Genomic DNA, 24,899 nt, shown 5'->3' with positions numbered 1-24,899 from the left:
GATCGATGGTTCACGGTTTGCCGATCGCCATCGCGATGGCGGCGGCCAGGAAGGGAAACGGCACCGAGACTGCGGCGCGGAACCAGACGAAGCGGGCCGGCATGAACGGTATCTCCCACAGGATCACCCTTTGGAAGGCGAACAGCGCCCAGGCGACGACATAGGCGATCACCTGGGGTGGCCCGCCGCCGGCCTTCAGCGCCACCGCGCCGATGGAAAAACCGACCACCGGCCCGCCCGGCGTCGCTGCGCCCGCGATGACGGCAGTCGCGACGCCGAGCCAGCCGCTGTCGGGCCCGAGCCAGCCGGTGATGATCTCCTGCGGGATCACGGCGGCGATATAGCCCGACCCGACCACGCCGATCGCGATCCGCGGCATGATATTGGCGAATTCGAGCGAGCCTTCGCGCAACGACGACACCAGCACGGTGCGTCCGCGCCGCCAGGCGATGAAGCCGACGCCGGCGACCGAACCCCACAGCAGGATGTCGATCAGGAGCGCCGCGCTCATTCCGGCTCGCCGTTCGGATAGATGCGGGCATAGACGAAGCGGCCGAAGGCGCCGGCGAGCACCGGCAGCGGCAGCGAGATCACGATCCGCCACAGCGTGAACTCGGTGCCCATGATCGGCAGTTCCCAGGCCACCGCGCGGCCGTAACCGATCAGGGTCCAGCTCACCACCATCGCGATCGTCGCGCCGAAATCGGCGCCGACGGTGAGCAGCGCCGCCGCCACCGGATAGGCGGTGAACGGACCGCCCGGCAGGATCGCGCCGAAGGCGGTGCCGATCAGCAGGCCTTTCAATCCCGACTTCGGCCCGAGCGAGCGCGAGACTTTTTCGTGCGGCAGAATTTCCGCGATGAACGCGCCGAGCAGGCAGCCCGCGAGCACGCGCGGCAGGATCCCGCCGAACAGCGAGAGGTCGTGGGTGAGGATCTCGATCACGCCGTCAGCGCCGTCGCGCCGATAGACCAGGCCGGCGCAGATGAGGACGAGCACAAGGATTGAGATCATCGACCAGCCGATCGGCTTGCGCACACGGCCGGGAGGCGACTCGGCCTCCGCGGCGTCATCGGCCGGCGGCGGATCCTTTAGCGGTGCATCTGACAAGGCAATGGGGCCAGGGCGGGGTGAGAATGTCCATCCTGCTTAGTCCCGTCACAAAGGCGACGCAAATGGAAGCTGGCCGCGTATCCATGCGCGCGCAGGCTATGGCCATGCGCGGTTGCGGCGCCCTCTCCATTTGTCATTCCGGGGCGATGCCAACGGGTCCGCGCGAAGCGCGGCCCGATGACAGGCTCCGCATCGAGCCCGGAATCCATTTCACAGCCTGTGCATGTGGCCCGTGGATTCCGGGTTCGCGCTTCGCGCGCCCCGGAATGACGGAGAGATCATGTGAGGTGGCGGACGATGGCGAGGCCGGCGAACAAGCCGGCGATCGACAGCACGACCGAGCCGAGCACGTAGAATGCCGCGAGCCCGAGTTCGCCGCGTTCGTAGAGCAGCGCGGCGTCTAGCGAAAAGGCGGAGAAGGTGGTGTAGCCGCCGAGGATGCCGGTCATCAGGAACAGCCGCCAGGCCTGCGATGCCTCGCCCTTGAAGGCGAGATAACCCGCGATCAGGCCCATCACGGTCGAACCGGTGATGTTGATGATGAAGGTGCCGTAGGGAAAATCGGTGCCGAGGCTGCGCGCGCAGGCGAGATTGATGAAATGGCGCAGCATTGCGCCGAGGCCGCCGCCGAAGAAGACCAGAAAATAGCTTGCTGCCGTTCCCACCACTGCCCCGCTGGTGTGCCGTCGAGAGGGACTATCACCTCTCCTTGAACGATGTGCGCACCCACAGTCTCTCCCTTGAGACGGTGCCCGCGTGGAGAGATGATCCCTCCCCGGTTCGCATTGCGCTTCGCTACATGCGAACAGACCCTCCCCTTTCGGGGGAGGGTCGGGAAAGTCGCATCCGGAACGACGGCCTAAACCGTCACACCTTGCCGAACAGCTCGTCGACGTAGTCCCAGTTGACGAGGTTGTCGACGAACGCCTTCAGATAGTCCGGACGGCGATTGCGATAGTCGATGTAGTAGGAGTGCTCCCAGACGTCGACGCCCAGGATCGGGACCGCGCCATGGACCAGCGGGTTCTCGCCGTTCGGCGTCTTGGAGATTTCGAGCTTGCCGCCCTTGACCTGCAGCCAAGCCCAGCCGGAGCCGAACTGGCCGACGCCGGCGGCGGCGAAATCGGCCTTGAACTTCTCGAAGCCGCCGAGGTCCTCGTTGATCTTCTTCTCGAGACGGCCCGGCAGCTTGCTGCCGCCGCCATTCGGCTTCATCCACTTCCAGAAGTGAATGTGGTTGTAGTGCTGGCCGGCATTGTTGAAGACGGCCGCGTTCTTGTTGTACGAGCCCTTCACGATCTCCTCGAGGGATTTGCCCTCGAATTCAGTCCCTTTGATCGCGTTGTTGCCGTTGGTCACGTAAGCTTGGTGATGCTTGTCGTGATGGTACTCCAGCGTTTCCTTCGACATGTAGGGCGCGAGGGCATCGTGGGCGTAGGGGAGGTCGGGTAGCGTGAAAGTCATGGTGTGATGTCCAACATGAGGGGAGACGACACTAACGGAGACCTCTTATAGAAGGTTCCATCACACTTAAACACCGCATTTTCGGCGCAGGCATGCAGGCCGTGCAGGCGATTCGCAGAACGTCAGCGCAACGAACCAACTGCAAAATAGTGTTGGGAATGAAATGCTTAAGATCAACTCCGAGCGGCAGCGCGCGGGCGGAGGTGCGTTTTCCCGTTTGTGCGAGTAAGATCGCGCCAATGGAATGCAAGGACCCGCTCAAGTGAGCATCGAGATCGAAGTCCTCAACGGCGATGCTTCCTGGAAGACGGTCGAGCCGCTGTTTCGGGCGGTCTGGCCGCGCGAGGTGGTCGCGAAATTGCCGTGGGGCCATATCAAGTGGGCCGGTGCCGACCTGCGCGTCTTGCTCGAAGCGCCCGAGGGCGGCGTCGGCTGCCACGTCGGCATCCATTTCCGCACCATCACCTGGAACGGACACCAGATCCATATTGGCGGCATCGGCGGGGTTGCGACCCGCGAGGACTGCCGGCGCCGCGGCTATGCCTCGATCGCGCTCAATGCCGCGGTCGAGACCGTGCGTGCCAATGAAGCGGCGCGCTTCATGCTGCTGTTCTGTGAGCCGCACAATTTCGCGTTCTACCAGGCGCGCGGCTGGCGGCCCTTCACCGGCGAGGTCTATTGCGAGCAGCCGGGCGGACGCATCCGCTTCGAGGCGATGACACCGTTCGTGTTCGACATCAAGCGCGCGCCTGATACGGGGACCATCGACCTATGCGGCCTGCCGTGGTGATCTCTGCATAGGTTAGCCTGGCCTGCGCCGTCCGTAAGATGCGGGGCATCATCTTCACACAATCTTCAGGGCGAGACGCAGTGACAGATGCGCATCACTGGGGCAAATGATCGCGCGCCGACGCGCGGAAGTGAGATTGCACAAAGCCGATTTGTTGCTATGCAGGCGTGCCTTTTGGGGAACGAATCATGGCTTGCAGATCAGCTCTCATCGCAGCGGTGCTGGCGGTATTACTGGCCGCACCGACGGCGCGCGCGCAAAACGCGGCCGATCCATCCGGCGTCTGGCAGACGCAGGCGGGCGACGCCCGCGTCAAGGTCAGCAAATGCGGCGGCGGGATTTGCGGCGTGATCGTCTCCCTGCGCGAGCCGATCGATCCCGCAACCGGCAAGCCGCAGGTCGACAACAAGAATCCGAATCCGTCGCTCACCACCCGTCCGATCATCGGGCTGCCGCTGTTTTCGGGCATGCGGCCGGCCGGCGGCAAGTGGACCGGTCAGATCTACAACGCCGACGACGGCGGCACCTATGCGAGCAGCATTTCGCTCGCCGGCCCCGATACGCTACGGGTCGAAGGCTGCGTCGGCGCGCTCTGCGGCGGCGAAAGCTGGACGCGGGTCGGGCGCTAACTCTTCAGATCTGCATCGCCTTCATGGCTGACGCGGCGGAGGCGTAGCCGCCGCGGGCGCCGTCGATGAAGTGCACGTGGTTGCTGCGCATCGCCGACGGCGTGAAGCAGGTCATCATCGCAGCATCCTGCCGGTGCAGGCCGTAACGCACGACGCCGTTGGCCGCGGCCTGCGCGAGACGTTCGGCGAGCGCCTGCGCCAACTCCTCGCTGCAGTCGAGGATCATCCGCAATCCGTCGTCATATTTGCGGAAGTCGGAATTGTCGACCACCTGCTGCATATAGTCCTTCGCCGCGAACTTGCCGATTTTGAGCTCGAAGCGGATGACGGTGTAGACCCACAACGTGCTGACGAACACCAGCACGCGCCGCGCGAAGAGCGGACCGCCGCGCTTGGTGCGCGCCTCGAAGTCGAGGCCCTGCGGCGGCCAGCGCAGCGCCGGCCCGCCCGACGGCACCGGACGGCCAGCATCCGGGCTCTGCTCGGCGAGAGCGATGATGTCCTCAATCACCTTGCGGAACGCGGGGGGATCGCCGCCCTTCGCCGGCACCACCAGCACGGACAGGATGACACCGCGGGCGGAAGGGATCTCCTCGAAGCGGCAGGAGAGCCCGCTGAGATCGGGCTGAGTGCCCGGCGGCGCCGGCGCGACAGCAAATTCACCCCGCTTCATCGCGGCTTCCGCGAAGCCAAGCCCGCCACCGGAGAACATCGCGTAGGAAAGATTGGTCGACGGTCCGAAGCGCGCGACGCGCACATCAAGTCCTTGCGCACGGACTGCTTCGATCGGCACCAGCGCCACGCGCATGATGAGGTCGAGATCGTCCCTCACCCGGGTCGCGGTCGCCGCCAGCGCCTCGCGCGCGGCGTCGACATCGGCGGGCGCGACCGCAAAGCTCGCGCCATCGCCGCCGAACACGAAGGGGAATTCGCGGCCACTGAGTGCATTGGTGACGGCGGCGATGACGGCCGCGCCCGCCATGTTGACGGCCTTGTAGCGCTTTGCGGCAATCGCCTTGGTCGATTCCACGATGTCGGCGACGCCGATGGTCCAATCATCAGGCAAAGGCGAATACAGCGACGGCTCCATCAGGCGGCTAAAGCCGCGGAACACCGGAATGCCGCCGTAGAAGATCTCGCTGCCGCCTGCCGCCACCATGGACCGCTCCGCTTTCGGCGCCTGTCTAGCAGATACGGCCGGTCTTGGGATCGGTTGCGTAGAACCGCACACCGTCATGGCCGGGCTTGTCCCGGCCATCCACGTGAGCGCCGCCTCTCAGAAAGGAAGACGTGGATGCCCGGGACGAGCCCGGGCATGACGGAGCAACAGCGCGCGTTACGCTTTCGCCAATCCGCGCAGCACGAGCTGGTTGAGACGGCCGGCAAAGGCGGCCGGGTCCTCCGGCAGTTCGCCTTCGAGAATCTGCGCCTGCTCGAGCAGAAGCAGCGACAAATCTCTCGCCGCGTCCTTTTCGCGCGTGATCGCGGCGACCAACGGATGGCGCAGATTGACCTCGAGGATCGGCTTGGTCACCGCACCGCGGTTCTGCTGCGCGAGCAGTCGCTCCAGCATGCGGTCGCGGCCGCCGCCGACCAGGCACGAAGCGCTCGAGGTCAATCGCTGCGAGGCGCGGACGTCGGCGACGCGCTCGCCGAGCGCTTCCTTGATCGCGGCGATCGTCGTGGCTTCATCTGCCGCCGGCTCGTCCTTCTTCTCGTCCGCCTTGTCGTCGACGAACGGGATCAGGCTGAAATCGACGTCGCCCTGGCTCAGCGACTTCAGCGGCTTGCCGCCGAAATCGATCGGCGCCGAGGTCCAGAACGCATCCACGGGATCGGTGAGCAGGAGCACCTCGACGCCGCGTGCTTGCGCGGCCTCCAGCTTCGGGTTCGACTTCAACCGCTCGATGCTCTCGCCCGTGAGGTAGTAGATGTCGGTCTGGTTCGGCCTGATAGCCTCGACATATTGCTTGAGCGAACGGTTCTCGCCCGCGGTGGTCGTGAAGCGCGCCAGGCCGAGCAGCTTCTCGCGCCGCTCGTAATCCTCCCACAGGCCCTCCTTGAGGACCGGGCCGAACGCGTCCCAGATCTTGGCGAACGCGTCCTGCTCCTTATCCGCCAATCGCTCGAGTTCGCCGATGACGCGGCCGGTCACGGCATTGCGGATTTGCGCGAGTTGCGGGTTGTTCTGCAGCATCTCGCGGGAAATGTTGAGCGGCAGATCCTCGCTGTCGATCACGCCGCGAATGAAGCGCAGATACGCGGGCAGAAGATCGGCATCGTCGGCGATGAAGACGCGGCGGACATAGAGCTTCACCCTGCCCTTGCGCGCCGGCTCGAACAGGTCGAACGGCTTTGTCGACGGCGCAAACAGCAGCACGGCATAGGACTGCCGGCCCTCGGCACGATAATGCAGCGTCATCGCCGGCTCGTCGAAGGCGCCGGCGATCGATTTGTAGGCTTCCTTGTAATCCTCCGCCGACAGCTCCGATTTCGACCGCTGCCACAGCGCGCTCGCGGAATTGATCTGGCTTGGCTCGCCTTCCTCCGGCACCAGCTCGATCGGGAACTGGATGTTATCAGAATAGGCGCGGACGATGCGCTCGATCTCATAGGTCTCGAGATATTTCGCGGCGTCCTTCTTCAAATGCAGCACGATCTCGGTGCCGCGGGTGACGCGCTTGGCATCCTCCTCGCTGGCGGGCGCGATCTCGAAGCCGCTGCCGCCCGACGAGGTCCAGGTCCAGACCTCATCGCTCCCGGCGCGGCGGCTGATCACGACGATCCTGTCGGCGACCATGAAGGCGGCATAGAAGCCGACGCCGAACTGGCCGATCAAATTGCCGCCGTCCTTGGCCTCGGTGAGCCGCGCCAGGAACGACTTGGTGCCGGAGCGCGCGATGGTGCCGAGATTATCGATCAGCTCCTGCCGGTCCATGCCGATGCCGCTGTCGATCACGGACAACGTATCGGCCTTCTTGTCCGGCCTGATCCAGATTTTCGGCGGCCCACCATCGGCGATCAGGTTCGGCGCGGCAATCGCCTCATAACGCAGCTTGTCGCAGGCATCGGAGGCGTTGGAGATCAATTCGCGCAGGAAGATATCGGTTTCCGAATAGACCGAATGCACCATCAGGTGCAGGAGCTCGGCAACCTCGGCCTGGAACGGCTGGGATTCGGGGGAGGTCGTGGTGGCAGTCATTGCTGGGCTCAGGTGAAACCAATAGGGGGTAGCAAACTCCAGATATAGCGCAGCGATCTCCGCCCGCAAGATTTGCCGCGACGGCAGCGGGATGATCCGACCGCGGCATTGCGCTATGTCGTTGAACCTACTATAAATATGACCACTGTAGTCACACGAGGCAACATGCGCAAGATTCAGCTGAAAGACGCAAAGGCGAAATTGTCCGCCGTCGTCGATCAGGCCACGCGGGGCAAGCCGTCCATCATTACCCGCCACGGGCGACCGGAGGCGGTCATCCTCGGCTTTGAGGATTGGGAACGGCTGTCGCGCGTACCCTCCTTCGGCCGTCTCTTGATGTCCGCGCCGATCGAAGCCGGTGACTTGCCCGAGCGTAACCAGGCGCCCTCCCGCGACGCCGGCCTGTGACGCGCTATCTGGTCGATACCAATATCATTTCGGCTGTGGCACCCACGTCGGCGGTGACGCCGCAGCAGCTTGTTGCCTGGATGGATTCTCATTCGCTTGCTTTGTTTCTGTCGGCCGTCACTGTGGCCGAGATCGCCGATGGCATCGCCAAGGCCAAGCGCGAGGGTGCCAAGCGGAAGGCCTCCGGGCTCTCGGATTGGTTGCGAACCGTGCTGCATCTCTATGGTGATCGGGTGCTCCCGTTTGATACGCCGACGGCAGAGATCGCTGGCCAGCTGACTGATCTTGCACGCAGCCGTGGGCATGCTCCAGGCTTTGCAGATGTCGCGATTGCCGCAACAGCTCATTGGCACAAACTGACGCTCCTAACCCGGAATGTTCGCCATTTTGTGCCTATGGACGTCACCGTCATCGATCCATTCCAGGAGCTGCCTCCAGCCAAATAGATCGCTATCAATTTCCCAGGCGAGAGCCCTCCCTTTCACGCCTCACCCAGTGATCGCCGCAAGATAGCGCGCGACCGACACATCGAACGCCGCCTTCGCATCGTGCTCAATGTTACGTCCCCACCAGGCGCCATAAATGCGATCGAACGCAAGTGGCGCGATCGCCTCAGCGATACGGCGCACGGCGACAGCATTCAGCGGCGTGTAGTTCGGATAGGAGTACATGAAGCTGACGTGACGGCGATCCATCGCCACCTGCGCGACATCGCCGGCCAGGAGCGCGCCGCTGCCGTCCGTCCCCGTGCGCCAATGCAGCACGGTGGCGCCGGTGAAATGCCCGCCGGCGCGGACCAGCCGAAGACCGTCCGATATCGCGAGTTCCTCCCCCCGCCACGGCACGATCGACGGATGCGGCCGCGTGATCCATTGCGCATCGTCCCCATGCAGATAGACCGGCGCGTTGCCGAACGCTTCGCTCCAGTCGGCCAGCGCCCCATAATAATGCGGATGCGATATCGCGATCGCCTTCAGTCCGCCGCGCGACCTGACGTAGTCGATCGCCTCGCGCGTCGCGAGCGGGATGCAGTCCCACATCACAAGAGCTTCGCCATCGGGGACCAGCAACGCACGCTGGCCGATCGCCAAGCGCGGCTCGACCGCGATGCCAACGAGCCCAAGATCGTCGCGCCAGACGACATGATGGCGTTTGGCCAGTTCCTCGCGGCTGAGCCAGACCTGTCCGTTCCAGTTCACGAACTGCCGCTCGTCCTCGCAGATCCGGCAAGACGGCGGCGGATTGGCGCTGTCGGAAAACTGCGCGCCGCATTGTTCGCAAGTCCAGGTTGGCATGAGGGTCACTCCATTTGGAGGCCCAAGATAGCATGCAATGCGGCGGTTCTATCTCGCCTATATCGGCTTCCGCTGCGTCTATCCGCCTGAACCCAAAGCACCGTGATGAGTGCTGCAAAATAAAAGCCCGCCAGAGGCGGGCTTTCACGATGGTCAATCAGGAACGATCAGTGCTTGGAGCCAAGACTGACGATGACGCCGGTCGGTTCAGGCTCGTGCGGCATCAAATTCGTCAGGGTGTCGTCGCTCCAATGGGCGAGGTTCACGATCTTGCCGATCTGTGTGTCCGTCTCCGTGGACTCGCTCGGCTCGAGTACGTTGAGCCCGTTGGTGTCAAGGAAGTAGGTGTGATCACCGAACAAGCGGTTTAACTGGGCGACCGCCGGATGATCGTCGGGAAGGCAGTGAGCATCGAATTGGCTCAAGGCCCGCTCGACCTGCGATGAGTTCAGTCTCATGTTCCTCGCTCCTCTGGATTGGAGGGTTGCACCGCGCAACGGCCTAAGCCGGACGCGGCCGCCTGCATTCGCGGGACAGCCATCCCGCCAACACGACGACGCACTGGAGCTTCACTTGTGCCGCCGCTGGATGATTTTCTTCGAATTGCCATCCTGTCGCCGGCTCTTCGCCAAATACGATCCGTTTCGACCGCGTTTCAACGAACGTGAAGTGCGGGACATTGGGTCCGAGCCCGCCTATTCAACCCCGCGCTCGCATTAAATTCATGGGTTCCCCAAGGTTCATTCCTCGGGAACAGGATGCAACCTCGCCAATTCGTCGAGCGAAAGCGCGGCTTCGCGTTCCGTCAACGTAAAGCGCACGATCACATCCTGACGGGTGACCTGCCCCCAAAGTCCCTCCGTAGACCACTTTTGCGGCACGGGCCCACGCGGACCTTCGATCCAGACGAAGTACCACTGTGTCATGACAAGTGCCTCGCCTTAAGCGATGCGCAATTATAGCGCGTCCGCTGCAAGGATCGAACCCGGCCACCAAGCTCAAGCGGCCACCGGACTCACATGAACAAGCGCGCGAGGTAGCTCAGACCGACGACGAGCCCGATCAGCCCGATGGTGATGCAGATCACGATCAGCCCGGCTTGCTCAAACACACGGTCGCGCATGGGCGCAAAGCTCCTGCTCAATGCGAAACCCGCAACACAGTCAGCGCTCGCGTTCGGCGATCCGGCGTTTGAAATTCGATGGTCTGGCCGACTGATAGGCCGATCAGCGCGGCACCGACCGGAGTCAGCACCGAAATGCGCTTGCGCGAGATGTCGGCTTCGTGCGGATAGACCAGCACCACCTCCCTCGCCGCACCGGTGCTGTCGTCACGATAGTCGACCTGCGAGCCCATGCGGACGACGTTTCGCAAATCGGCATCGTCAGGCGCGATACTCGCTCGCTCCATCTCGCGCGCAAGGAAATAGGCCACGCGCGGAAAAAGCTCCATGCTTGAGTTGGCAAGTCCGCTCAGCCGCTGCTTCTCCTCCGTTGTCACCCGGATCGGCGGCAGATTGGGTTCGGTATTCTTACTCATTGTTGTCACCTTTGTTCAGGCGGCCGTTGGCCCTGGGTCGTCGTCGATCGCGCCATCTTTTTTCCGGACCACAGGCGCACGGAACAGCGGCACGACATTCGACTCGGCTCGCTTCACACTTTCGCGCGTGCGCTCGAGGCGGCGGTCATCGGATGCGGTGTGGACGGTCTCTGACGGAGGCGGCACGGCACGTTCCTTCTGTTCAAAAGTAAATCGGGCTCCTGCACGGAAGCCACGAACTCGAGATATCGATGAGAACAGAACCCGGACGGCTCGATCGGCCGTCCGGCTAAGTGCCTGCGTGCAGGCGGCCGGCGTGCAGACAGAAGCGCGCGATGCGCGGATCGATGTCGACAACGTATGTCATAATGCACTCAACATAGCCCCACATGGCACCGTCGCCATTGCGGCGAAAGCGCGCACCTCGCCCGACGACGCGCAATTGCTTGCCTTTGCGCGCGATCGAAACCTCTCAGGGGACCGCCGATCGCAGTATTGCTAGCGCCGCTCGCTGGGTCTTTCCGTTCGTGGTGTCTCTGCTGCCGCCTGCTGCGCCATTTCCGAGGCAATCGCCTGCGACATCCGCAAATGACTCAGGACGGTTGGCAGAAGGTCTGACGCAAGATCCTTCAGTTCAGCGTTCTCCCCTGAACCGATCTCGTACTCCAGAAGCTGAGCAGTCTTCTGATGGTCGATGATTTGTCCTTCGATGTAGGCGCGATCGAATTGAGGACCGCTGAGCTGCTCCAACTTCGCACGCATGGCTTTGTGTTCTTCGTCGAGTTTGTCGGGCGCTGCAATCCCGTTCGCTTTTGCGAGTGCTGAAAGCCGATCATTGGCAGCACTGTGATCGCGAACCATGCGTTGTGCAAATTCCGTCACGGCGCGGCTCGCCCCTTGCTGCGCCGCGAATCTGCCAAGATCCACTTCGGCCAATCCTCCGGTTGCTGCGGCATTGATGAAGGCGCGATCCGCTTGATTGGCTTGGCGCGGCGCCGGCACACCCGGAGCAGATTGTCTCGTTCCCGGCGGCATGCCGCCGGGGTTACCCGGCGCGGGGCTCACGGGATTGGTCGACTGGCCGAAAGCCGCCGGAGAAAGAAATGCAATCGCGATCGCTAAGAGCGTTAGAAGACGCATCACTCAATCTCCTTTTGCGACTCGCTGGGATAACTGCCGGCACCCGACTGGCATCACAGCGTCAGCATGTACGCCACCAGCGAATCCTTCTCCTCCTGCGTCAGCTTCAAGCCGAGCACCAGATTGAAGAACTCGACGGTGTCGGCGAGCGTTAGCAAGCGCCCGTCGTGCATATAGGGCGGTGAGTCCTTGATGCCGCGCAGGGTGAAGGTCTTGATTGGTCCATCAGCCAATGCGACGAGACCATTGACGGTCTGACCGACATTGTAGAAGCGCTCGAGCTTCAGGTCGTGCATATTGTTGTCAAGGAATGACGTCTGCGGCACGTGGCACTGTGCGCATTGTCCCTTGCCCAGAAATACCCTTTCTCCCTCGAGTTCCTGCTGTGTCGCCTTGCTGGGATCGAGCCGGTTCAGTGGATCGAGCTTTGGCGCAGGCGGGAAATCGATGATGTTCTGCATCTGCGCCATCATCGGGACCTGATCGAATCGATCGGGCAGGTGCACGCCTTTCCGCTGCGCGCTGACGTGATCGCCGTTGAAATAGGCCGTCCGCTGCTCGAACTGCGTGAAGTCCTCGATCGAGCGCAGCGACCGTTTCGAACCATGAATTTGCTGGTTGAACATGCCGCGAAGGCTGACCGTATCGAGGCGGAAGCGGGCCGCCTGAGGGCGCACGTCAGGCGTCTGGTGGAAGGCCGCGTTAGTGTGGAAATTCGCATGACAGTCGAGGCAGGTGACGCCAAGGCTTTGGTCTGCGCTCTTGCGATCTTCTGTCTGGTTGAACTCTTCCTGCGGGAACGGCGTCAGCAACAGGCGCATTCCCTCCATCTGCACGGGCGTGATGATGCCGATCATCAGTTGATAGTAGTTCTTTATCGTCAGGAGCTGGCCGTGTGAGACATCACCCAGTTCCGGATGGCTGGTCAGAAAGATCGGCGGCGGAAACTCCGGCGTGAATTGGGCGGGGAGATCGAAATCAACATCGAAGCGCCTGATGTTCCGCGATTCCTGCCGGTTGATTTCGTCGATTTGCTGGTTCGGGAAAACCTGGCCGCCGGTCGCCTGCTTGACATGCGGCAGCGGCATGAAAGCAGCCGGCAATAATCCACGCTGCCTTATCTCGTCCGGACTCATCGCCGACAGACTGTCCCAGGTTACTCCTGCCGGCAGCCTGATGCGCACTCCGTCCTGCACGGGCTTTCGGCCGCCCGACATCATCACATTCGCGATCGGCCGGTTCGAGAGGTCGTAGCGCTGCTCCAACAGGGCCTGCTGGCGCTGCATGACCTGCGATTTCTGCGCCTCATCTAGCGCCTTCACCACATCAAGCGGCTGCGTCGGAAGCGGCCTGTAGGTCGCGTCTGGGGGCAGAGGATCGGCCAATGCAGCGACTGCAATCAAGCTCGCTACGGTCAGTGCGGCCGCAATTTTCGGGTATTTCGACATGAGCGACCTCCGGTTCGGAGCACGCACCAGAAGTGCCGATGCAGGACCTACGCAGATGCGGAGCGCAACGCGATCGAATTTGCTTCGTTCCTACATTCCCTGATGTTTGATCATTCCGGGAGCTCAAGCCACGGCGGTCAGGCGTGCCCTCTTGGTCAGGTTGTTGGGTCACTTGACGTCAGTTGATGATCTGGCCGCTTCAACCGGCTCGCATTGCGCCAACACTGCACATGTTACCGTCGGTGCTGCTTGACAATCGAAAACAGCTCGGACTATGTAATGTTATAACATTACATATGGATGCCCCAATGCCCTCTGCCGGGCGAAAATTCCTCGAGTTGCAAAGGCTGTTCGATCTCCATGCAAAAACTGCCCGTCACCGTCTTGTCCGGCTTCCTCGGGGCTGGAAAGACAACTTTGCTGAACCACGTGCTCAACAACCGGCACGGCCTGAAGGTGGCCGTGATTGTGAACGACATGAGCGAGGTGAACATCGATGCGGACCTCGTCCGCGATGGCGGTGCGAATCTTTCCCGGACGAACGAGAAACTGGTTGAGATGACCAACGGGTGCATCTGCTGCACCCTGCGCGACGACCTGCTGAGGGAAGTGCGCGCGCTGGCTGAAGGCGGAAAGTTCGATTACCTGCTGATCGAATCGACCGGCATCTCCGAACCGCTGCCGATTGCGGCCACATTTGATTTCCGGACCGAGCACGGCGAGAGCCTGTCCGATGTCGCGCGGCTCGACACGATGGTCACGGTCGTCGATGCCGTGAACCTGTTGAGGGACTATTCCTCCACCGATTTCCTTAGCGAGCGCGGCGAGGCCCTCGACAACGACCGGCGCACGCTGGTCGATTTGCTTGTCGAGCAGATCGAATTTGCCGATGTCGTCGTGCTGAACAAGGTGGATGACGCAACACCCGTGCAGCGCGATGCTGCACGCAAGATCATCCGGGCGCTCAATCCTGAAGCCGAGATCCTGGAAGCCAATCACAGCAAGGTCCCATTCGACCAGATCCTCGATACCGGCCGCTTCGATTTTCAGAAGGCGCAACAGCATCCGCTGTGGTTCAAGGAATTATACGGCTTTGCCGACCATGTGCCGGAGAGCGAAGAATACGGCATCAAGAGCTTCGTCTATCGTGCGCGGCGGCCGTTTGAGCCGACGAAATTTCATCACTTCCTTCATGACGCCTGGCCAGGCGTCATTCGCGCCAAGGGGCATTTCTGGATTGCCACGCGTCCGCAGTGGGTCGGTGAGATGAGCCAGGCCGGCGCCATCACCAAGACCGAGGCCTTGGGATTCTGGTGGGCGGCGATACCGCGCGAACGGTGGCCACGGGATCCCGAGTGGCAGCGAATATTGAAGAAGAGCTGGAACGATCTCTATGGAGATCGCCGGCAAGAACTCGTCTTCATCGGCACCGCTATGGATGAAGCCGCGATCCGTGCACGGCTCGACGCGTGCCTTGTGAAAGGAAAGCAGGGGATGGATACGCAGGCCTGGGCCGGCCTGCCCGATCCGTTTCCGGTGTGGAAACGCGCCAACGACGCGGCCTGACGCGCCAGAGCCCTTCATAGAGTTCAGGATGCGCCGGAACGCCGTTCGCGTGCCAATAGTTCGCGCTTGCGCTGGACGCCCCAGCGATAGCCGGAGATCGAGCCGTCCTTCTTGACGACGCGGTGGCACGGCACGAGGACTGCAACAGGATTGCAGGCAATCGCCTCGGTCACCTCGCGCGCGTCGCGGGTACCAAGTTTGGCCGCCAGGGCGCCGTAGTTGGTCGTTTCGCCGACGGGAATTGCACGCAGCATCGACCAGACTTCGATTTCATACGGCGTCCCGCGCAAGTCGAGCGGAATCGCGGGATCGAAACCCGGCGCTTCGATCACGTGTTGCACCTTCTCCAGCACATCGGTCAATTCCTGCTCGCTTCCAATGATGTCGGCCTCCGGGAAGCGGAGGCGCAATGCGTCCTCCACCCCGGAATGATTCGTGCTGAATTCGAGGGCGACGAGCCCCTTGCCCGACATCGCCACCATGAAATCGCCGAGGGAACTGTTCCCCCATGCAAAGCGAATGACTTCGCGCATCTTGCGCTCCTGCGAATTTCTTTCTGGCGAGACGATAGAAGACAGCGATAGCGTTGGCCGATCCGGTCCTTGCTTTCAAATCGAAAAACGACAGCAACAAGATCGCGTCTGCCGCGCCGCTAGGTCGCGTCGTGAAAAATAATCCCGACGGTGTGCCGCATGCCGGAACGCACGCGACTCACGCCGTGACGAAGGTTCACGCGATAATTGCCCTTCGATCCCTGCACCGGCCGGTTATGGACCGCGAAGGCCACTGCGTCGCCCTGCCGGAGCGGCACGACTTCGACGCGACTTTGCATGCGCGGCCGCTGCTCGGTCAGAACGAACTCGCCACCGGCGAAGTCCGCGCCGGGTTGCGAGAGCAGAATCGCGACCTGGATCGGGAATGCGAGATCGCCGTAGAGATCCTGATGGAGGCAGTTGAAATCACCAGGGACGTATTGCAGCAGAAGCGGCGTCGGGCGCGTCTGGCCGGCGTCGTGGCATTGCTTGAGGAACGAGGCGTGGTCGGCTGGATAGCGCTCGCTTAGTCCCATCCGGGCGTTCCATTCGTTGGCAACGCCTGCAAGGCGCGGGTAGAGCACGGTTCGCAAGGAGCCGATGAGGTCGGGCAGCGGGTATTTGAAGTAGCGATACTCGCCCTTGCCGAAGCCGTGCCGCGCCATGTGGATATGACTTCGGAAATGGCTCTCGTCGGGATAGAGGTTTGCGATGGTGCGGCATTCCTCAGGTGAAAGCAGCTTGGGCAAGACGGCGCAGCCGTAGTTGTCGAGCTCACCTGCGAGCACCTGCCAGTCGTAAGCGGACACCCGTGCGTCTGCGGACGCAACCGCGGGGGCACGGGTGATGGTGGACGAACGGACTGTCATGAGATCGTTCCTTCCTGATCAGTATCTGCGCTTATGATCGAAAATGCTCCGTCGGCTCACGCGATGCGGATGATCGTCGTCTTCGCGAGAAGATAGGTCTCGCCGGTGCGAAAGCGGAGCCGGATATCTCCGTTCTCGAGCATCTGCCATTCTGCATGGCCGTCGGCGACGAGCCGGCGGAAATAGGCCGTCACGCGAGCCTTCGCCGGATCGGCGTGAACAAGGGCTGCGATCGCATCGGGCATTGTCCTGGTGCGGCGGCGATTCTCGCGCTTTATTCTTGCGTCCAATGCACTCCGAGGAAACATCGTCTGAAGCGTTCCTTCCGCCAGTCGATCGGCGTCGGCGATCACCAGCGACGTCAATAGGCACGCATCGACCACCTCAATGATCGAGTAAGTGCACGATACCGCGACCGGGACACTCCGAATATTGCTTTCAAACTCGCAGACACCGGCCGGAACGTGCGTCTGAAGGTCAAGGCGGCGGCGATGTTCACGTACCTTCCGAGCATTCCCGGTCGAGCAAAGCCCGCTTGCGTTCGATGCCCCAGGCGTAGCCGGAGAGCGAGCCATCTTTCCGAACGACGCGATGGCAGGGAATGGCGATGGCAAGCTTGTTCGCCGCGCAAGCGCCGGCCACCGCGCGCACCGCCTTGGGGGAGCCGATACGCTGTGCGATTTCGGCATAGGAAACCGCTTCGCCGACGGGAATCTCCTGCAGAGCGCGCCACACGCGTTGCTGGAAGGCGGTGCCGCGGACGTCGAGGGGAAGGTTCAGGCCGATCGCCGGCGCTTCGACAAAGCCGACGACCCGGGCAACCAGCCCTTCATAGTCGTGATCACCGCCAATGAGATGTGCGTTCGGAAAACGATCCTGGAGATTGCGGACGAGTTCGTCCGGATCGTCGCCCAGGAGGATCGCAGCCACGCCCTTCGTGCTCGAGGCAACGAGGATCGCGCCGAGAGATGTCTGCCCGACAGCGAACTTGATCTCCTCGTTGGTGCCCCCGGCGCGATACTGCGATGGCGTCATGCCGAGCATGTCCGTCGACTTCTCGTAGAAGCGTCCGCTCGAATTGAAGCCAGCGTCGTAGATCGCCTCGGTGACGGAGTTGCCCGAGGCCAATCCCCGGCGAACCTTCCCGGCACGATGGCCGGCGGCGTATTCCTTCGGCGTCAGCCCGATCGTGGCCTTGAACACGCGATGGAAATAGCTCGGACTCCGGCCGATCGCCGCGGCCAATTGCTCCAGCGAAGGTTCTTCCTCGCTCTCCTCGATGATCCGGCACACCTTCGCCACCAGGGCCGCGTTCTCGGCTTCGGTCGAAAGGCCTTCCGGATTGCAACGTTGGCAAGGCCGGAAACCTGTCGCCCTGGCGCTTTCCAGACTGTCGTGGAGCTGCACGTTCCTGGGATTGGGAACGCGCGAAGGGCAGGACGGCCGGCAATAGACGCCTGTCGTTGCGACCGAGTACCAGAGATGGCCGTCGGCCGTCTTGTCACGCGCGACAATGCGTGCCCATCGCGGATCATCCCCCACCGACGTGGGCGTTGACTTCGGGGTCCTGGCGGGCGTCGCAGTCATCTTCTTTCTCATATGGTGTTGGATCGATGATGCCGCCAATTCCCCGCCGACGCACTCCGATCCTTGCTTTCGAATTCGATTGCTCATGCCGGCAACGGGATCCGCGGGAACACAGGCTTGACGAGTTCCGGGGATGGCTTGAAGCAACAAGGCCCGCACGTGCGTGCGGACCTTATTTGATGGCCGGGCGTGGGCCGCCTAGGCCGCCTTCAGCAGCCCAAGCTGGGTGAGCGCGGTCACGCCGTCGTCGAGACCGATTTCCTCGACGATCTTGCCGTCGATCACCTTCAGCACCGTGGTGCCGGTGAAATGCATCTTGCGGCCCGTTGCGGCCGGCAGGCCGCCGACCAGGAAATCGTTGAAGGCCGGCCCCTTATGGGTGCCGCCACCTTCCCATTGGCCGACGACGTAATCGCCTTCGGCGATCAGGTCCGCAGTGCCCCAGAAATTGAGATCGGGGAATGCAGCACGGAAATCGATCATGAACGCCTTGATCTCGGCGCGGCCGCGGCGAGGCTCATGCAGCGAATATTTGAGCAGCATGTCGGGCGCGGCGATCTCGTCGATAACAGCAAGATTGACGTCCTTGCCCCAGAACTCCGTGAACCAGCGGCCGACAACGGCCTTGTTATCCTCTTCCTTGCTCATTGGAATGGCTCCTTGTGTCTCGTGATGATCACTGACGTCGGGTGGTGATCTGAACGAGGCTTACGCTTGACCAAAGGAAGCCGAACTCCGGTTCTTGCGCTGAAATCGAAACGGCAGAGCCGCCGGCGCGATGCGGGCGGAGATCACGGCCGGCACAGATCAACCATTCCGCCTGCGCAGTCCGGCAAGCTGGGATGGAAGAAGACCGTAGGTCTTGCGATATATCTCAGCAAAGCGCCCCATATGCGTGAAGCCCCATTTCAGGGCGACTTCGGAGACAGGCAGAATGTTGTCCGAGGATGTAAGCTCCAGATGTGCGGCTTCCAGCCTGATGCGACGCAAGTAGGTAACCGGCGTTGCACCGTAGTGCGCTTGGAAAGCGGTCTGCAACGTCCGTACGCTGATACCCGCTGCGGCTGCAGCGTCGCTCATGGTAAAGGGCCGATGAATGTTGGAATGCATGTAGTCCACCGCCCGCCGAAGGTGGCGCATGGTTGATTCAGACGGTTCCCGCAATTTGCCTGATGTCAGTCTCTCAAGCACCAGCAGGAGCAAGGATTCGCTCAGCAGCGCCATTGCGATGGGGGAGCGCCCCTGAAGATCCTCATCAAGAACGGCGGACACGACCGCTTGCGCGGAGTGATAAAGTGATTGCGTCGTCGTCTCCGTCAGATGATGGAGCATCAGAGGCGTAAGATCCTGAACAGAGAGCTTTTCATCGAATGTGGAAAGCGCCCGCATCAATTCCGGGCGTTCGAACCGGAGCCCTCTCGTTGCATGAGCTCCCTTGGTCGAGATTCGGCTTGGCGCGTCCGTCAGATGTGTAAACAGAGATCCTGGAAGCGCTCGGCAGGCACCGTACCTGCCAATTGCGGCAACAGCGCCAATGACAGGCTGCGAGACATGCAAGGTCTCCGCTGACTCGTTGAGTGTTATTTCGTAGCCGTGGCTACCCTGCACTCGCCAGCAGGTCAGGCCGTTGACCGCAGCGAAGTTGGCTCGCCACGAAAATTGTCGCCCGGCCTTCTCCGGCTCCGCCGAAACGTCCGGCAGGAATATCGAGAGACAGTCAAGGTACTTATCGAAACCAACCCCACGCTTGTCTTGGGACGCAACACGCAAAAACGAACTCATAATTCCGAGCAGGCCATACCGTAATTGTTTCGCGATTAATCGAAATTCTCCGGTTAAGCAACGCGGTGCCACGAGGCGTCAATTTTAACGGTGGCTATCCAATTCGCGCGAGATATGGCCAAAAGGCGAATCGCCCGTGCGTCGGTAACACCTCATTCAGCAACGCTGCATACGCATGAGATACGTGGCAGATGACGTGAACAGCGCTCCTGCTTATGTCCGCCGACATCCCGGGAAATGTTGGCAACATCACGATCACAAGCGCGCGGATGCAGCTTGGACAGGGACGCGACTCTCTCTGTTCATCTCAAGCCGACAAGCCATCAAACGAACGATGGCGGCAGCAGGAGGAATGAGGTGGATGTTCGCAACATTGCAGGCTCCGTTGCCTCCCCGTCGCCCGCGCAGGTACCAGCGCACCAAAAGACAGCCGCGATAATTTACGAACAGGCGAGACCGCCAGGAAAGTGAATCGCATGATCGAGGCCGCCACGACAGTCCGACAACTTCATATCGCCCTCATAACCGAGACGCCGGAACGGACAAGACCGCTGGCATCCATACTCAGTCAAACCTGCGACGTTCATTTGCTGCCGCCGGCGATTGACCCTCTTGTTATCGATGATTTCGCTTCTTGCGTCGTTCTTGACGTTGATCTTTCGTCAACGCAGGTGGTCCGAGCGCTTCGTCCCACTCGTCAGGCTATTCTGGCACGTTCGGTGCCCAGCCTCCTCGTTATCGACAAGAGCATTGGAGAACTCGCGCTTGCCGAAAGCATACGTCGCGCAAGGACATTCGGCGTACGCAACTACATCCACTATCCATTCGATGCCGATGAAGTACTGCGGATATTTGCTCCAATGCATGACGCGCGCGCCAAGTCAGAAGCACCATCGCGCAACAAAATCGTATTGCGGGGCGTTTTTGCTGCTCATCGCGCGCTGGCGCAGACAATCGAGGCGCCGCACAACGAGAGCTCATTTCCATTCGAAACTCTCGAAGCCAACACCCCGCTGATCCTGGAGGCGCTCGACGTCTGGGGAATTGGTCCCTGGATGGAAACGGTGCGGAGGCATCATGGCGGCACCTACAGGCACAGCCTGCTCGTGACCGGTTTCGCCGTTGCGTTCGCACAGAAGCTGAAGATGCGTCCCAAAGACCAACAACGCATCGCGCACGCCGCGCTGCTGCACGACGTCGGAAAATCGTTCATTCCAATTGATATTCTCGACAAGCCGGGAAAATTGACCGACCATGAGATGGAGCAGATAAGACAACATCCCCGGTACGGATATGACCTGCTCACGCAACAGGGCGGCTTTCCGGCTGAGATCCTCGATTGCGTGCTTCATCACCACGAGTTGCTCGATGGATCGGGTTATCCCGACCGGCTTCGCACCGGGCAGATTGCAGATCTCGTACGCGTTATCACAATTGCCGATATTTTTTCCGCACTGGTCGAAGATCGACCTTACCGCCAATCGCTGCCGCCAACGAACGCCTTCAGGATAATGCAGGATATGGGAAACAAGCTCGACGGCGATCTACTCAACGCGTTCCGCCCTGTCGTCGAGGATGCGGCGTGAGGTACGGATCCCCCGGGCTCTCATCGAAGAACATCTTCGGCGAGCGCACGTGACGGATGACGTGTGTCGCCACGCCGGTTTTGTGGGCGCACGTACATGATGACGGCTTCCGGGAGCTCTGCTTTCACCTTCAGCGCGGCGACGAGCGCGTCTTCTCCATCCAGGACGACATGGTCTGTTTTCCCCCTTAGCTTAAACCCGACGGTAAACTGCATCCCGAAATCTCCACTCGTGTGCCGCTACGCTGTCCTTGGCCATTGCCGTTCTCCTTCGCTGCGAAGCGATGGGAGCTACGCCATTGGCGTGAAAAATATGACCCGGAGCAGATGCGTGTAGTCGGACTCGAACACCATGATCGCCACGAATACCAGCACCAGCCCCGGCGGTAGCAGGATGGCATAGACCAAGGCCAACCGTTCCCAGGCCATGTGCATGAAGACGGCGACGATCAGACCGGCCTTCAAAACCATGAACAGCAGGATCAGCGACCATCTGAGATGGCCGTGGAGGCCGAAATAGTCGACGAGAAAGGAGCAGGTGCTAAGGACGAACAGCCATCCCCAGACCACGAGATAGAGCTTGATCGGGTGCTGCTGGCCCTTTGCTTGGGCGGCTCCCGGCGCATGGGCCTCATGGGCGTGAACGTGCAGCGAAGGTTGTTGGCCTTCCACATGTATCGCGGCTTCTGTCATGCGCCAACCTCACCAAAGATAGAAAAGGGCAAAGATGAACACCCACACAAGATCGACGAAGTGCCAGTACAGGCCGGTGATTTCGACGATCTCGTAGTACCCTTTGCGGCTTGTGAAAAAGCCGCGCCTTTCGACATCGAAGTCTCCCCGCAAGACCTTTCGTGCGATGGCGATCAGGAAAATCACACCGATGGTCACGTGGGTGCCGTGGAAGCCGGTGATCATGAAGAAGCTGGCGCCGAACTGCGCCGCGCCCCACGGGTTGCCCCAGGGCCGGACGCCCTCGATGATCAGCTTGGTCCACTCGAAGGCTTGCATTCCGACGAACGTGGCGCCGAATGCAGCGGTGACCAGCATCAAGGCTGCGGTTCTGACGCGATCGCGGCGGTAACCGAAATTGACCGCCATCGCCATCGTGCCGCTGCTGCTGATCAGGATGAAGGTCATGATCGCGATCAGGATGAGCGGGATGTGCTGGCCGCCGATATTGAGGGCAAAGACTTCGCTGGGGTTCGGCCACGGCACTGTCGTGGACATTCGCGCCGTCATGTACGACAGCAGGAAGCAACTGAAGATGAAGGTGTCGCTCAGGAGGAAGATCCACATCATGGCCTTCCCCCAGGAGACGTTCTTGAATGCCCGCTGATCCGAGGACCAGTCGGCAACGATCCCTCGCCACCCCGCCAGCCGCACGGGCGATGCTCCGATGTTTGTCAGCGCAGTCTCTGCCATCGATCCCTGCCCTCCCTAACTGAGCAACTGGCGACAGATGTCGACGAAATTATCTGTCCAGCCCGTCAGCAGACCGAGCAAGACCAGCCAGACCAGCAGCAGGAAATGCCAATAGATAGCGCAGAGCTCCACGCTCGCGCGCACCTTTGCGACCTCAGCGCCACGCCACACTTTGGCGATCGTTCTGCCGAGCGCCACGAGACCGCCCATCAGATGCAGCCCATGCACCGCGGTGATCAGATAGAAAAAAGAATTCGCTGGGTTGGACGCGACGAAATACCCGGCGGCATTCAACTGTCGCCACGCCAGAAGCTGCCCAACCAGGAATGTAACGGCGCATGCTCCGCCAGTGCAGAGGCCGACGCCGACACTGTCCATGTCGCCGCGGCGCGCGGCCATGTACGCCCATTGCAGCGCGACGCTGCTCAATACCAGCACGCCCGTGTTGAACCACAGCAGCGCCGGCACCGGCAGCGTCCGCCAGTCCACCATGTTCATGCGCATGGAGTAAGCGCTGATGAACAGCGCGAACAGCGAGCCGACCACCGCGAGAAACACCCCCAATCCGATCTTCGCCGCCTGCGACGACGATCCGCTCTCCTCGCGAAGATCGAAGATCACTCCTTCCTCCAGCCAGGGTTTTGCTGTCAGCCGTTGCTGCGAGAGCCACCATCCCGCAATTGCCGCTATTCCAGCCATGAACAGGATAATGGCGCTCACGGATGGGCCCCCTGCGGCGATAGTTTGGCTGGCGGTTCATTTTGCGGCACGAAGTCCCTGGCGGCGCCAGGTACGCTGTAGTCGTAGGCCCAGCGATAGACGATCGGGAGCTCCTTGCCCCAGTTGCCGTGCCCCGGCGGGGTCTCTGGTGTCTGCCATTCCAGCGACGCGGCTCCCCAGGGATTGCCGCCCGCCTCTTTCCCTTTGAACAGGCTCCAGATCAGATTGAATATGAAGACAAGCTGGGCAAAGCCGACAATCAGGGCTGCCACGCTCATGAACGCATTGAGGTCATGGGCAGAGGCCGGGATGAAGGCGGTTTCGCCGATATCGTGATAGCGGCGCGGCACGCCCAAGAGGCCGAGGTAGTGCATCGGGAAGAAAACCGCGTAAGCCCCGAGGAACGTGACCCAGAAGTGGAATCGTCCGAGCGCCTCATTGAGCATTCGTCCCGTGACTTTCGGATACCAATGATAGATCCCGCCGAACACGGCCATGATCGGTGCAATGCCCATCACCATGTGGAAGTGGGCGACAACAAACATCGTGTCCGACAGCGGAACGTCCACGACCACGTTGCCGAGAAACAGGCCGGTCAGCCCGCCATTTACGAACGTGATGATGAACGCCAGCGCGAACAGCATCGGGATGGTGAGATGAATATCGCCGCGCCAGAGGGTCAGCACCCAGTTGTAAACCTTGATCGCGGTCGGGATGGCGATGATGAGCGTCGTGGTGGCAAAGAAGAACCCGAAATACGGATTCATGCCGCTCACATACATGTGGTGCGCCCATACGACGAAGCTGAGAGCGCCGATTGCCACGATGGCCCAGACCATCATGCGATAGCCGAAGATGTTCTTCCGCGCGTGGGTGCTGATCAGATCGGAAATAATGCCGAAGGCCGGCAAGGCGACGATATAGACTTCGGGATGACCGAAGAACCAGAACAGGTGCTGGAACAGGATTGGGCTGCCGCCGCCATATTTCGTCAGCTCGCCCATCTCGACGAGGGTCGGCATGAAGAAGCTGGTGCCGAGGAGCCGGTCAAGCAGCAGCATCACCGAGGCGACGAACAGCGCCGGGAAGGCCAGCAGCGCCATGACGGTGGCGGTGAATATGCCCCACACCGTCAAGGGCATCCGCATCAACGTCATGCCGCGCGTGCGCGCTTGCAGCACCGTCACCACATAGTTGAGGCCGCCCATGGTGAAGCCGATAATGAACAGGATCAGAGAGGCCAGCATGAGAATGATGCCCCAGTCCTGCCCGGGAGTGCCGGAGAGAATCGCCTGCGGTGGATAGAGCGTCCAGCCGGCGCCGGTGGGCCCGCCAGGCACGAAGAAGGTCGAGACCAGCACCAGAACCGCGAGCAGGTAGACCCAATAGCTCAGCATGTTCACATAGGGGAACACCATGTCCCGGGCACCGACCATGAGCGGGATGAGGTAGTTGCCGAAGCCCCCGAGGAACAATGCGGTGAGCAGGTAGATCACCATGATCATGCCGTGCATGGTGATGAACTGGAGATATTGGTTGGCATCGATGAAGGAGAACGTGCCGGGAAATCCCAGTTGCAGTCGCATCAGCCACGACAGCACGAGCGCGACCATTCCGATCGCCATCGCCGTGATCGAATACTGGACGGCGATGACCTTGGCATCCTGCGAAAAAACGTACCTCGTCCACCAGCTCTTCGGATGATAGAGTTCGACCTCACCAACCTCAGCGGGCGGAACGCCTGCGATTGTGTCATACGGGACATCGACCATCGGAATTCCCTCCTTGGCCTTCCGTTCAGCGA

At 61.4% G+C, this 24,899-nt stretch carries 29 protein-coding genes; 6 read left to right on the top strand and 23 right to left on the bottom strand.

Annotated features, from left to right (window positions below):
* Positions 1-10: 10 nt before the first annotated feature.
* From AC5ZG1_RS28470 to AC5ZG1_RS28455, 4 genes are all read right to left on the bottom strand, one after another.
* A complete protein-coding gene (locus tag AC5ZG1_RS28470) occupies positions 11-511 on the bottom strand; it encodes a hypothetical protein (RefSeq protein ID WP_208823980.1) in 501 nt (166 codons plus the stop codon).
* Positions 508-1,110: a permease gene (locus AC5ZG1_RS28465; protein ID WP_496134743.1), complete on the bottom strand. Its 603-nt coding sequence runs from the start codon at positions 1,108-1,110 to the stop codon at positions 508-510. The genes AC5ZG1_RS28470 and AC5ZG1_RS28465 overlap by 4 nt, the downstream gene beginning before the upstream one ends.
* A gap of 281 nt (positions 1,111-1,391) precedes the next feature.
* On the bottom strand, positions 1,392-1,778 hold the full coding sequence (crcB, locus tag AC5ZG1_RS28460; protein ID WP_028163017.1) for a fluoride efflux transporter CrcB: 387 nt from the start codon (positions 1,776-1,778) through the stop codon (positions 1,392-1,394).
* Between the two features lie 202 nt (positions 1,779-1,980).
* Positions 1,981-2,577, bottom strand: a complete 597-nt coding sequence (locus AC5ZG1_RS28455; protein WP_130225396.1) for a superoxide dismutase — start codon at positions 2,575-2,577, stop codon at positions 1,981-1,983.
* Positions 2,578-2,839: 262 nt separating this feature from the next.
* On the opposite strand from AC5ZG1_RS28455, the gene AC5ZG1_RS28450 reads away from it, so the two are divergent.
* Together AC5ZG1_RS28450 and AC5ZG1_RS28445 are read left to right on the top strand one after the other, a co-directional pair.
* Positions 2,840-3,367 carry a GNAT family N-acetyltransferase gene (locus AC5ZG1_RS28450; RefSeq protein ID WP_496134742.1) on the top strand — a complete coding sequence of 176 codons (528 nt, stop codon included), beginning with the start codon at positions 2,840-2,842 and terminating at the stop codon, positions 3,365-3,367.
* Between the two features lie 188 nt (positions 3,368-3,555).
* Positions 3,556-3,996 carry a DUF2147 domain-containing protein gene (locus AC5ZG1_RS28445; RefSeq protein WP_028163020.1) on the top strand — a complete coding sequence of 147 codons (441 nt, stop codon included), beginning with the start codon at positions 3,556-3,558 and terminating at the stop codon, positions 3,994-3,996.
* 4 nt (positions 3,997-4,000) lie between these two features.
* Here AC5ZG1_RS28445 and AC5ZG1_RS28440 read toward each other — a convergent pair whose 3' ends face one another.
* The gene (locus tag AC5ZG1_RS28440) at positions 4,001-5,155 is read right to left on the bottom strand and encodes a DUF3095 domain-containing protein (RefSeq protein WP_496134741.1); all 1,155 of its coding nucleotides are present in this window, start codon (positions 5,153-5,155) and stop codon (positions 4,001-4,003) included.
* Between the two features lie 177 nt (positions 5,156-5,332).
* A complete protein-coding gene (gene htpG, locus AC5ZG1_RS28435; RefSeq protein WP_496134740.1) occupies positions 5,333-7,198 on the bottom strand; it encodes a molecular chaperone HtpG in 1,866 nt (621 codons plus the stop codon).
* 165 nt (positions 7,199-7,363) lie between these two features.
* Here htpG and AC5ZG1_RS28430 point away from each other — a divergent pair, with 165 nt between their 5' ends.
* Both AC5ZG1_RS28430 and AC5ZG1_RS28425 read left to right on the top strand, forming a co-directional pair.
* On the top strand, positions 7,364-7,606 hold the full coding sequence (locus AC5ZG1_RS28430; protein WP_496134739.1) for a type II toxin-antitoxin system Phd/YefM family antitoxin: 243 nt from the start codon (positions 7,364-7,366) through the stop codon (positions 7,604-7,606).
* A complete protein-coding gene (locus AC5ZG1_RS28425; RefSeq protein ID WP_496134738.1) occupies positions 7,603-8,052 on the top strand; it encodes a type II toxin-antitoxin system VapC family toxin in 450 nt (149 codons plus the stop codon). The genes AC5ZG1_RS28430 and AC5ZG1_RS28425 overlap by 4 nt, the downstream gene beginning before the upstream one ends.
* Positions 8,053-8,094: 42 nt before the next feature.
* Here AC5ZG1_RS28425 and AC5ZG1_RS28420 read toward each other — a convergent pair whose 3' ends face one another.
* From AC5ZG1_RS28420 to AC5ZG1_RS28395, 6 genes are all read right to left on the bottom strand, one after another.
* Positions 8,095-8,901: an MBL fold metallo-hydrolase gene (locus AC5ZG1_RS28420; protein ID WP_496134737.1), complete on the bottom strand. Its 807-nt coding sequence runs from the start codon at positions 8,899-8,901 to the stop codon at positions 8,095-8,097.
* A gap of 167 nt (positions 8,902-9,068) precedes the next feature.
* Positions 9,069-9,359: a hypothetical protein gene (locus AC5ZG1_RS28415; protein WP_130225403.1), complete on the bottom strand. Its 291-nt coding sequence runs from the start codon at positions 9,357-9,359 to the stop codon at positions 9,069-9,071.
* 282 nt (positions 9,360-9,641) lie between these two features.
* The gene (locus tag AC5ZG1_RS28410) at positions 9,642-9,827 is read right to left on the bottom strand and encodes a hypothetical protein (protein WP_130225404.1); all 186 of its coding nucleotides are present in this window, start codon (positions 9,825-9,827) and stop codon (positions 9,642-9,644) included.
* Positions 9,828-10,041: 214 nt separating this feature from the next.
* Positions 10,042-10,440, bottom strand: coding sequence for a nucleoside diphosphate kinase regulator (rnk, locus tag AC5ZG1_RS28405; protein WP_028163028.1), 399 nt, complete (start codon positions 10,438-10,440; stop codon positions 10,042-10,044).
* A gap of 498 nt (positions 10,441-10,938) precedes the next feature.
* A complete protein-coding gene (locus AC5ZG1_RS28400; RefSeq protein WP_496134736.1) occupies positions 10,939-11,580 on the bottom strand; it encodes a DUF4142 domain-containing protein in 642 nt (213 codons plus the stop codon).
* Positions 11,581-11,633: 53 nt separating this feature from the next.
* Positions 11,634-13,028: a cytochrome B6 gene (locus tag AC5ZG1_RS28395; RefSeq protein WP_496134735.1), complete on the bottom strand. Its 1,395-nt coding sequence runs from the start codon at positions 13,026-13,028 to the stop codon at positions 11,634-11,636.
* 360 nt (positions 13,029-13,388) lie between these two features.
* On the opposite strand from AC5ZG1_RS28395, the gene zigA reads away from it, so the two are divergent.
* Positions 13,389-14,594: a zinc metallochaperone GTPase ZigA gene (gene zigA, locus AC5ZG1_RS28390; protein WP_130225407.1), complete on the top strand. Its 1,206-nt coding sequence runs from the start codon at positions 13,389-13,391 to the stop codon at positions 14,592-14,594.
* A gap of 23 nt (positions 14,595-14,617) precedes the next feature.
* Here zigA and AC5ZG1_RS28385 read toward each other — a convergent pair whose 3' ends face one another.
* The 6 genes from AC5ZG1_RS28385 to AC5ZG1_RS28360 all read right to left on the bottom strand — a co-directional run bounded on the left by AC5ZG1_RS28385 (position 14,618) and on the right by AC5ZG1_RS28360 (position 18,972).
* Positions 14,618-15,127: a methylated-DNA--[protein]-cysteine S-methyltransferase gene (locus AC5ZG1_RS28385; protein WP_496134734.1), complete on the bottom strand. Its 510-nt coding sequence runs from the start codon at positions 15,125-15,127 to the stop codon at positions 14,618-14,620.
* A gap of 119 nt (positions 15,128-15,246) precedes the next feature.
* The gene (locus AC5ZG1_RS28380; RefSeq protein ID WP_496134733.1) at positions 15,247-15,996 is read right to left on the bottom strand and encodes a 2OG-Fe(II) oxygenase; all 750 of its coding nucleotides are present in this window, start codon (positions 15,994-15,996) and stop codon (positions 15,247-15,249) included.
* Positions 15,997-16,052: 56 nt separating this feature from the next.
* Positions 16,053-16,286 carry a hypothetical protein gene (locus AC5ZG1_RS28375; protein ID WP_496134732.1) on the bottom strand — a complete coding sequence of 78 codons (234 nt, stop codon included), beginning with the start codon at positions 16,284-16,286 and terminating at the stop codon, positions 16,053-16,055.
* Between the two features lie 205 nt (positions 16,287-16,491).
* Positions 16,492-17,583 carry a bifunctional DNA-binding transcriptional regulator/O6-methylguanine-DNA methyltransferase Ada gene (gene ada / locus AC5ZG1_RS28370; RefSeq protein WP_496134731.1) on the bottom strand — a complete coding sequence of 364 codons (1,092 nt, stop codon included), beginning with the start codon at positions 17,581-17,583 and terminating at the stop codon, positions 16,492-16,494.
* Positions 17,584-17,781: 198 nt separating this feature from the next.
* The gene (locus tag AC5ZG1_RS28365) at positions 17,782-18,231 is read right to left on the bottom strand and encodes an ester cyclase (protein WP_496134730.1); all 450 of its coding nucleotides are present in this window, start codon (positions 18,229-18,231) and stop codon (positions 17,782-17,784) included.
* Between the two features lie 159 nt (positions 18,232-18,390).
* The gene (locus AC5ZG1_RS28360) at positions 18,391-18,972 is read right to left on the bottom strand and encodes a helix-turn-helix domain-containing protein (RefSeq protein ID WP_496134729.1); all 582 of its coding nucleotides are present in this window, start codon (positions 18,970-18,972) and stop codon (positions 18,391-18,393) included.
* 869 nt (positions 18,973-19,841) lie between these two features.
* Here AC5ZG1_RS28360 and AC5ZG1_RS28355 point away from each other — a divergent pair.
* Complete coding sequence (locus AC5ZG1_RS28355; protein ID WP_496134728.1) at positions 19,842-20,951, top strand: HD-GYP domain-containing protein; 1,110 nt, start codon at positions 19,842-19,844, stop codon at positions 20,949-20,951.
* 20 nt (positions 20,952-20,971) lie between these two features.
* Here AC5ZG1_RS28355 and AC5ZG1_RS28350 read toward each other — a convergent pair whose 3' ends face one another.
* The 5 genes from AC5ZG1_RS28350 to ctaD form a co-directional block, all read right to left on the bottom strand.
* Positions 20,972-21,166: a hypothetical protein gene (locus AC5ZG1_RS28350; protein ID WP_130225413.1), complete on the bottom strand. Its 195-nt coding sequence runs from the start codon at positions 21,164-21,166 to the stop codon at positions 20,972-20,974.
* 75 nt (positions 21,167-21,241) lie between these two features.
* On the bottom strand, positions 21,242-21,643 hold the full coding sequence (locus AC5ZG1_RS28345) for a cytochrome C oxidase subunit IV family protein (RefSeq protein ID WP_165435175.1): 402 nt from the start codon (positions 21,641-21,643) through the stop codon (positions 21,242-21,244).
* A gap of 9 nt (positions 21,644-21,652) precedes the next feature.
* Positions 21,653-22,375, bottom strand: a complete 723-nt coding sequence (locus AC5ZG1_RS28340; protein ID WP_496134727.1) for a heme-copper oxidase subunit III family protein — start codon at positions 22,373-22,375, stop codon at positions 21,653-21,655.
* Between the two features lie 15 nt (positions 22,376-22,390).
* Positions 22,391-23,095 carry a cytochrome c oxidase subunit 3 gene (locus tag AC5ZG1_RS28335; protein WP_456643301.1) on the bottom strand — a complete coding sequence of 235 codons (705 nt, stop codon included), beginning with the start codon at positions 23,093-23,095 and terminating at the stop codon, positions 22,391-22,393.
* A complete protein-coding gene (gene ctaD, locus AC5ZG1_RS28330) occupies positions 23,092-24,867 on the bottom strand; it encodes a cytochrome c oxidase subunit I (protein WP_456643302.1) in 1,776 nt (591 codons plus the stop codon). The genes AC5ZG1_RS28335 and ctaD overlap by 4 nt, the downstream gene beginning before the upstream one ends.
* Positions 24,868-24,899 lie beyond the last annotated feature (32 nt).

The organism is Bradyrhizobium sp. Leo78, from assembly GCF_059512425.1.
The sequence above is the reverse complement of the archived record's forward strand: the minus strand, read 5'-3'. Positions and strand labels throughout refer to the sequence as shown.

What these genes read in the sequence shown, in the direction of transcription:
- AC5ZG1_RS28470 (WP_208823980.1), bottom strand. Translation starts at nt 511, where the DNA reads ATGAGCGCGGCGCTCCTGATCGACATCCTGCTGTGGGGTTCGGTCGCC.
- AC5ZG1_RS28455 (WP_130225396.1), bottom strand. Translation starts at nt 2,577, where the DNA reads ATGACTTTCACGCTACCCGACCTCCCCTACGCCCACGATGCCCTCGCG.
- AC5ZG1_RS28445 (WP_028163020.1), top strand. Translation starts at nt 3,556, where the DNA reads ATGGCTTGCAGATCAGCTCTCATCGCAGCGGTGCTGGCGGTATTACTG.
- AC5ZG1_RS28440 (WP_496134741.1), bottom strand. Translation starts at nt 5,155, where the DNA reads ATGGTGGCGGCAGGCGGCAGCGAGATCTTCTACGGCGGCATTCCGGTG.
- htpG (WP_496134740.1), bottom strand. Translation starts at nt 7,198, where the DNA reads ATGACTGCCACCACGACCTCCCCCGAATCCCAGCCGTTCCAGGCCGAG.
- AC5ZG1_RS28430 (WP_496134739.1), top strand. Translation starts at nt 7,364, where the DNA reads ATGCGCAAGATTCAGCTGAAAGACGCAAAGGCGAAATTGTCCGCCGTC.
- AC5ZG1_RS28420 (WP_496134737.1), bottom strand. Translation starts at nt 8,901, where the DNA reads ATGCCAACCTGGACTTGCGAACAATGCGGCGCGCAGTTTTCCGACAGC.
- AC5ZG1_RS28415 (WP_130225403.1), bottom strand. Translation starts at nt 9,359, where the DNA reads ATGAGACTGAACTCATCGCAGGTCGAGCGGGCCTTGAGCCAATTCGAT.
- AC5ZG1_RS28410 (WP_130225404.1), bottom strand. Translation starts at nt 9,827, where the DNA reads ATGACACAGTGGTACTTCGTCTGGATCGAAGGTCCGCGTGGGCCCGTG.
- rnk (WP_028163028.1), bottom strand. Translation starts at nt 10,440, where the DNA reads ATGAGTAAGAATACCGAACCCAATCTGCCGCCGATCCGGGTGACAACG.
- AC5ZG1_RS28400 (WP_496134736.1), bottom strand. Translation starts at nt 11,580, where the DNA reads ATGCGTCTTCTAACGCTCTTAGCGATCGCGATTGCATTTCTTTCTCCG.
- AC5ZG1_RS28395 (WP_496134735.1), bottom strand. Translation starts at nt 13,028, where the DNA reads ATGTCGAAATACCCGAAAATTGCGGCCGCACTGACCGTAGCGAGCTTG.
- zigA (WP_130225407.1), top strand. Translation starts at nt 13,389, where the DNA reads ATGCAAAAACTGCCCGTCACCGTCTTGTCCGGCTTCCTCGGGGCTGGA.
- AC5ZG1_RS28385 (WP_496134734.1), bottom strand. Translation starts at nt 15,127, where the DNA reads ATGCGCGAAGTCATTCGCTTTGCATGGGGGAACAGTTCCCTCGGCGAT.
- AC5ZG1_RS28380 (WP_496134733.1), bottom strand. Translation starts at nt 15,996, where the DNA reads ATGACAGTCCGTTCGTCCACCATCACCCGTGCCCCCGCGGTTGCGTCC.
- ada (WP_496134731.1), bottom strand. Translation starts at nt 17,583, where the DNA reads ATGACTGCGACGCCCGCCAGGACCCCGAAGTCAACGCCCACGTCGGTG.
- AC5ZG1_RS28365 (WP_496134730.1), bottom strand. Translation starts at nt 18,231, where the DNA reads ATGAGCAAGGAAGAGGATAACAAGGCCGTTGTCGGCCGCTGGTTCACG.
- AC5ZG1_RS28360 (WP_496134729.1), bottom strand. Translation starts at nt 18,972, where the DNA reads ATGCGGGCGCTTTCCACATTCGATGAAAAGCTCTCTGTTCAGGATCTT.
- AC5ZG1_RS28355 (WP_496134728.1), top strand. Translation starts at nt 19,842, where the DNA reads ATGATCGAGGCCGCCACGACAGTCCGACAACTTCATATCGCCCTCATA.
- AC5ZG1_RS28350 (WP_130225413.1), bottom strand. Translation starts at nt 21,166, where the DNA reads ATGCAGTTTACCGTCGGGTTTAAGCTAAGGGGGAAAACAGACCATGTC.
- AC5ZG1_RS28345 (WP_165435175.1), bottom strand. Translation starts at nt 21,643, where the DNA reads ATGACAGAAGCCGCGATACATGTGGAAGGCCAACAACCTTCGCTGCAC.
- AC5ZG1_RS28340 (WP_496134727.1), bottom strand. Translation starts at nt 22,375, where the DNA reads ATGGCAGAGACTGCGCTGACAAACATCGGAGCATCGCCCGTGCGGCTG.
- ctaD (WP_456643302.1), bottom strand. Translation starts at nt 24,867, where the DNA reads ATGGTCGATGTCCCGTATGACACAATCGCAGGCGTTCCGCCCGCTGAG.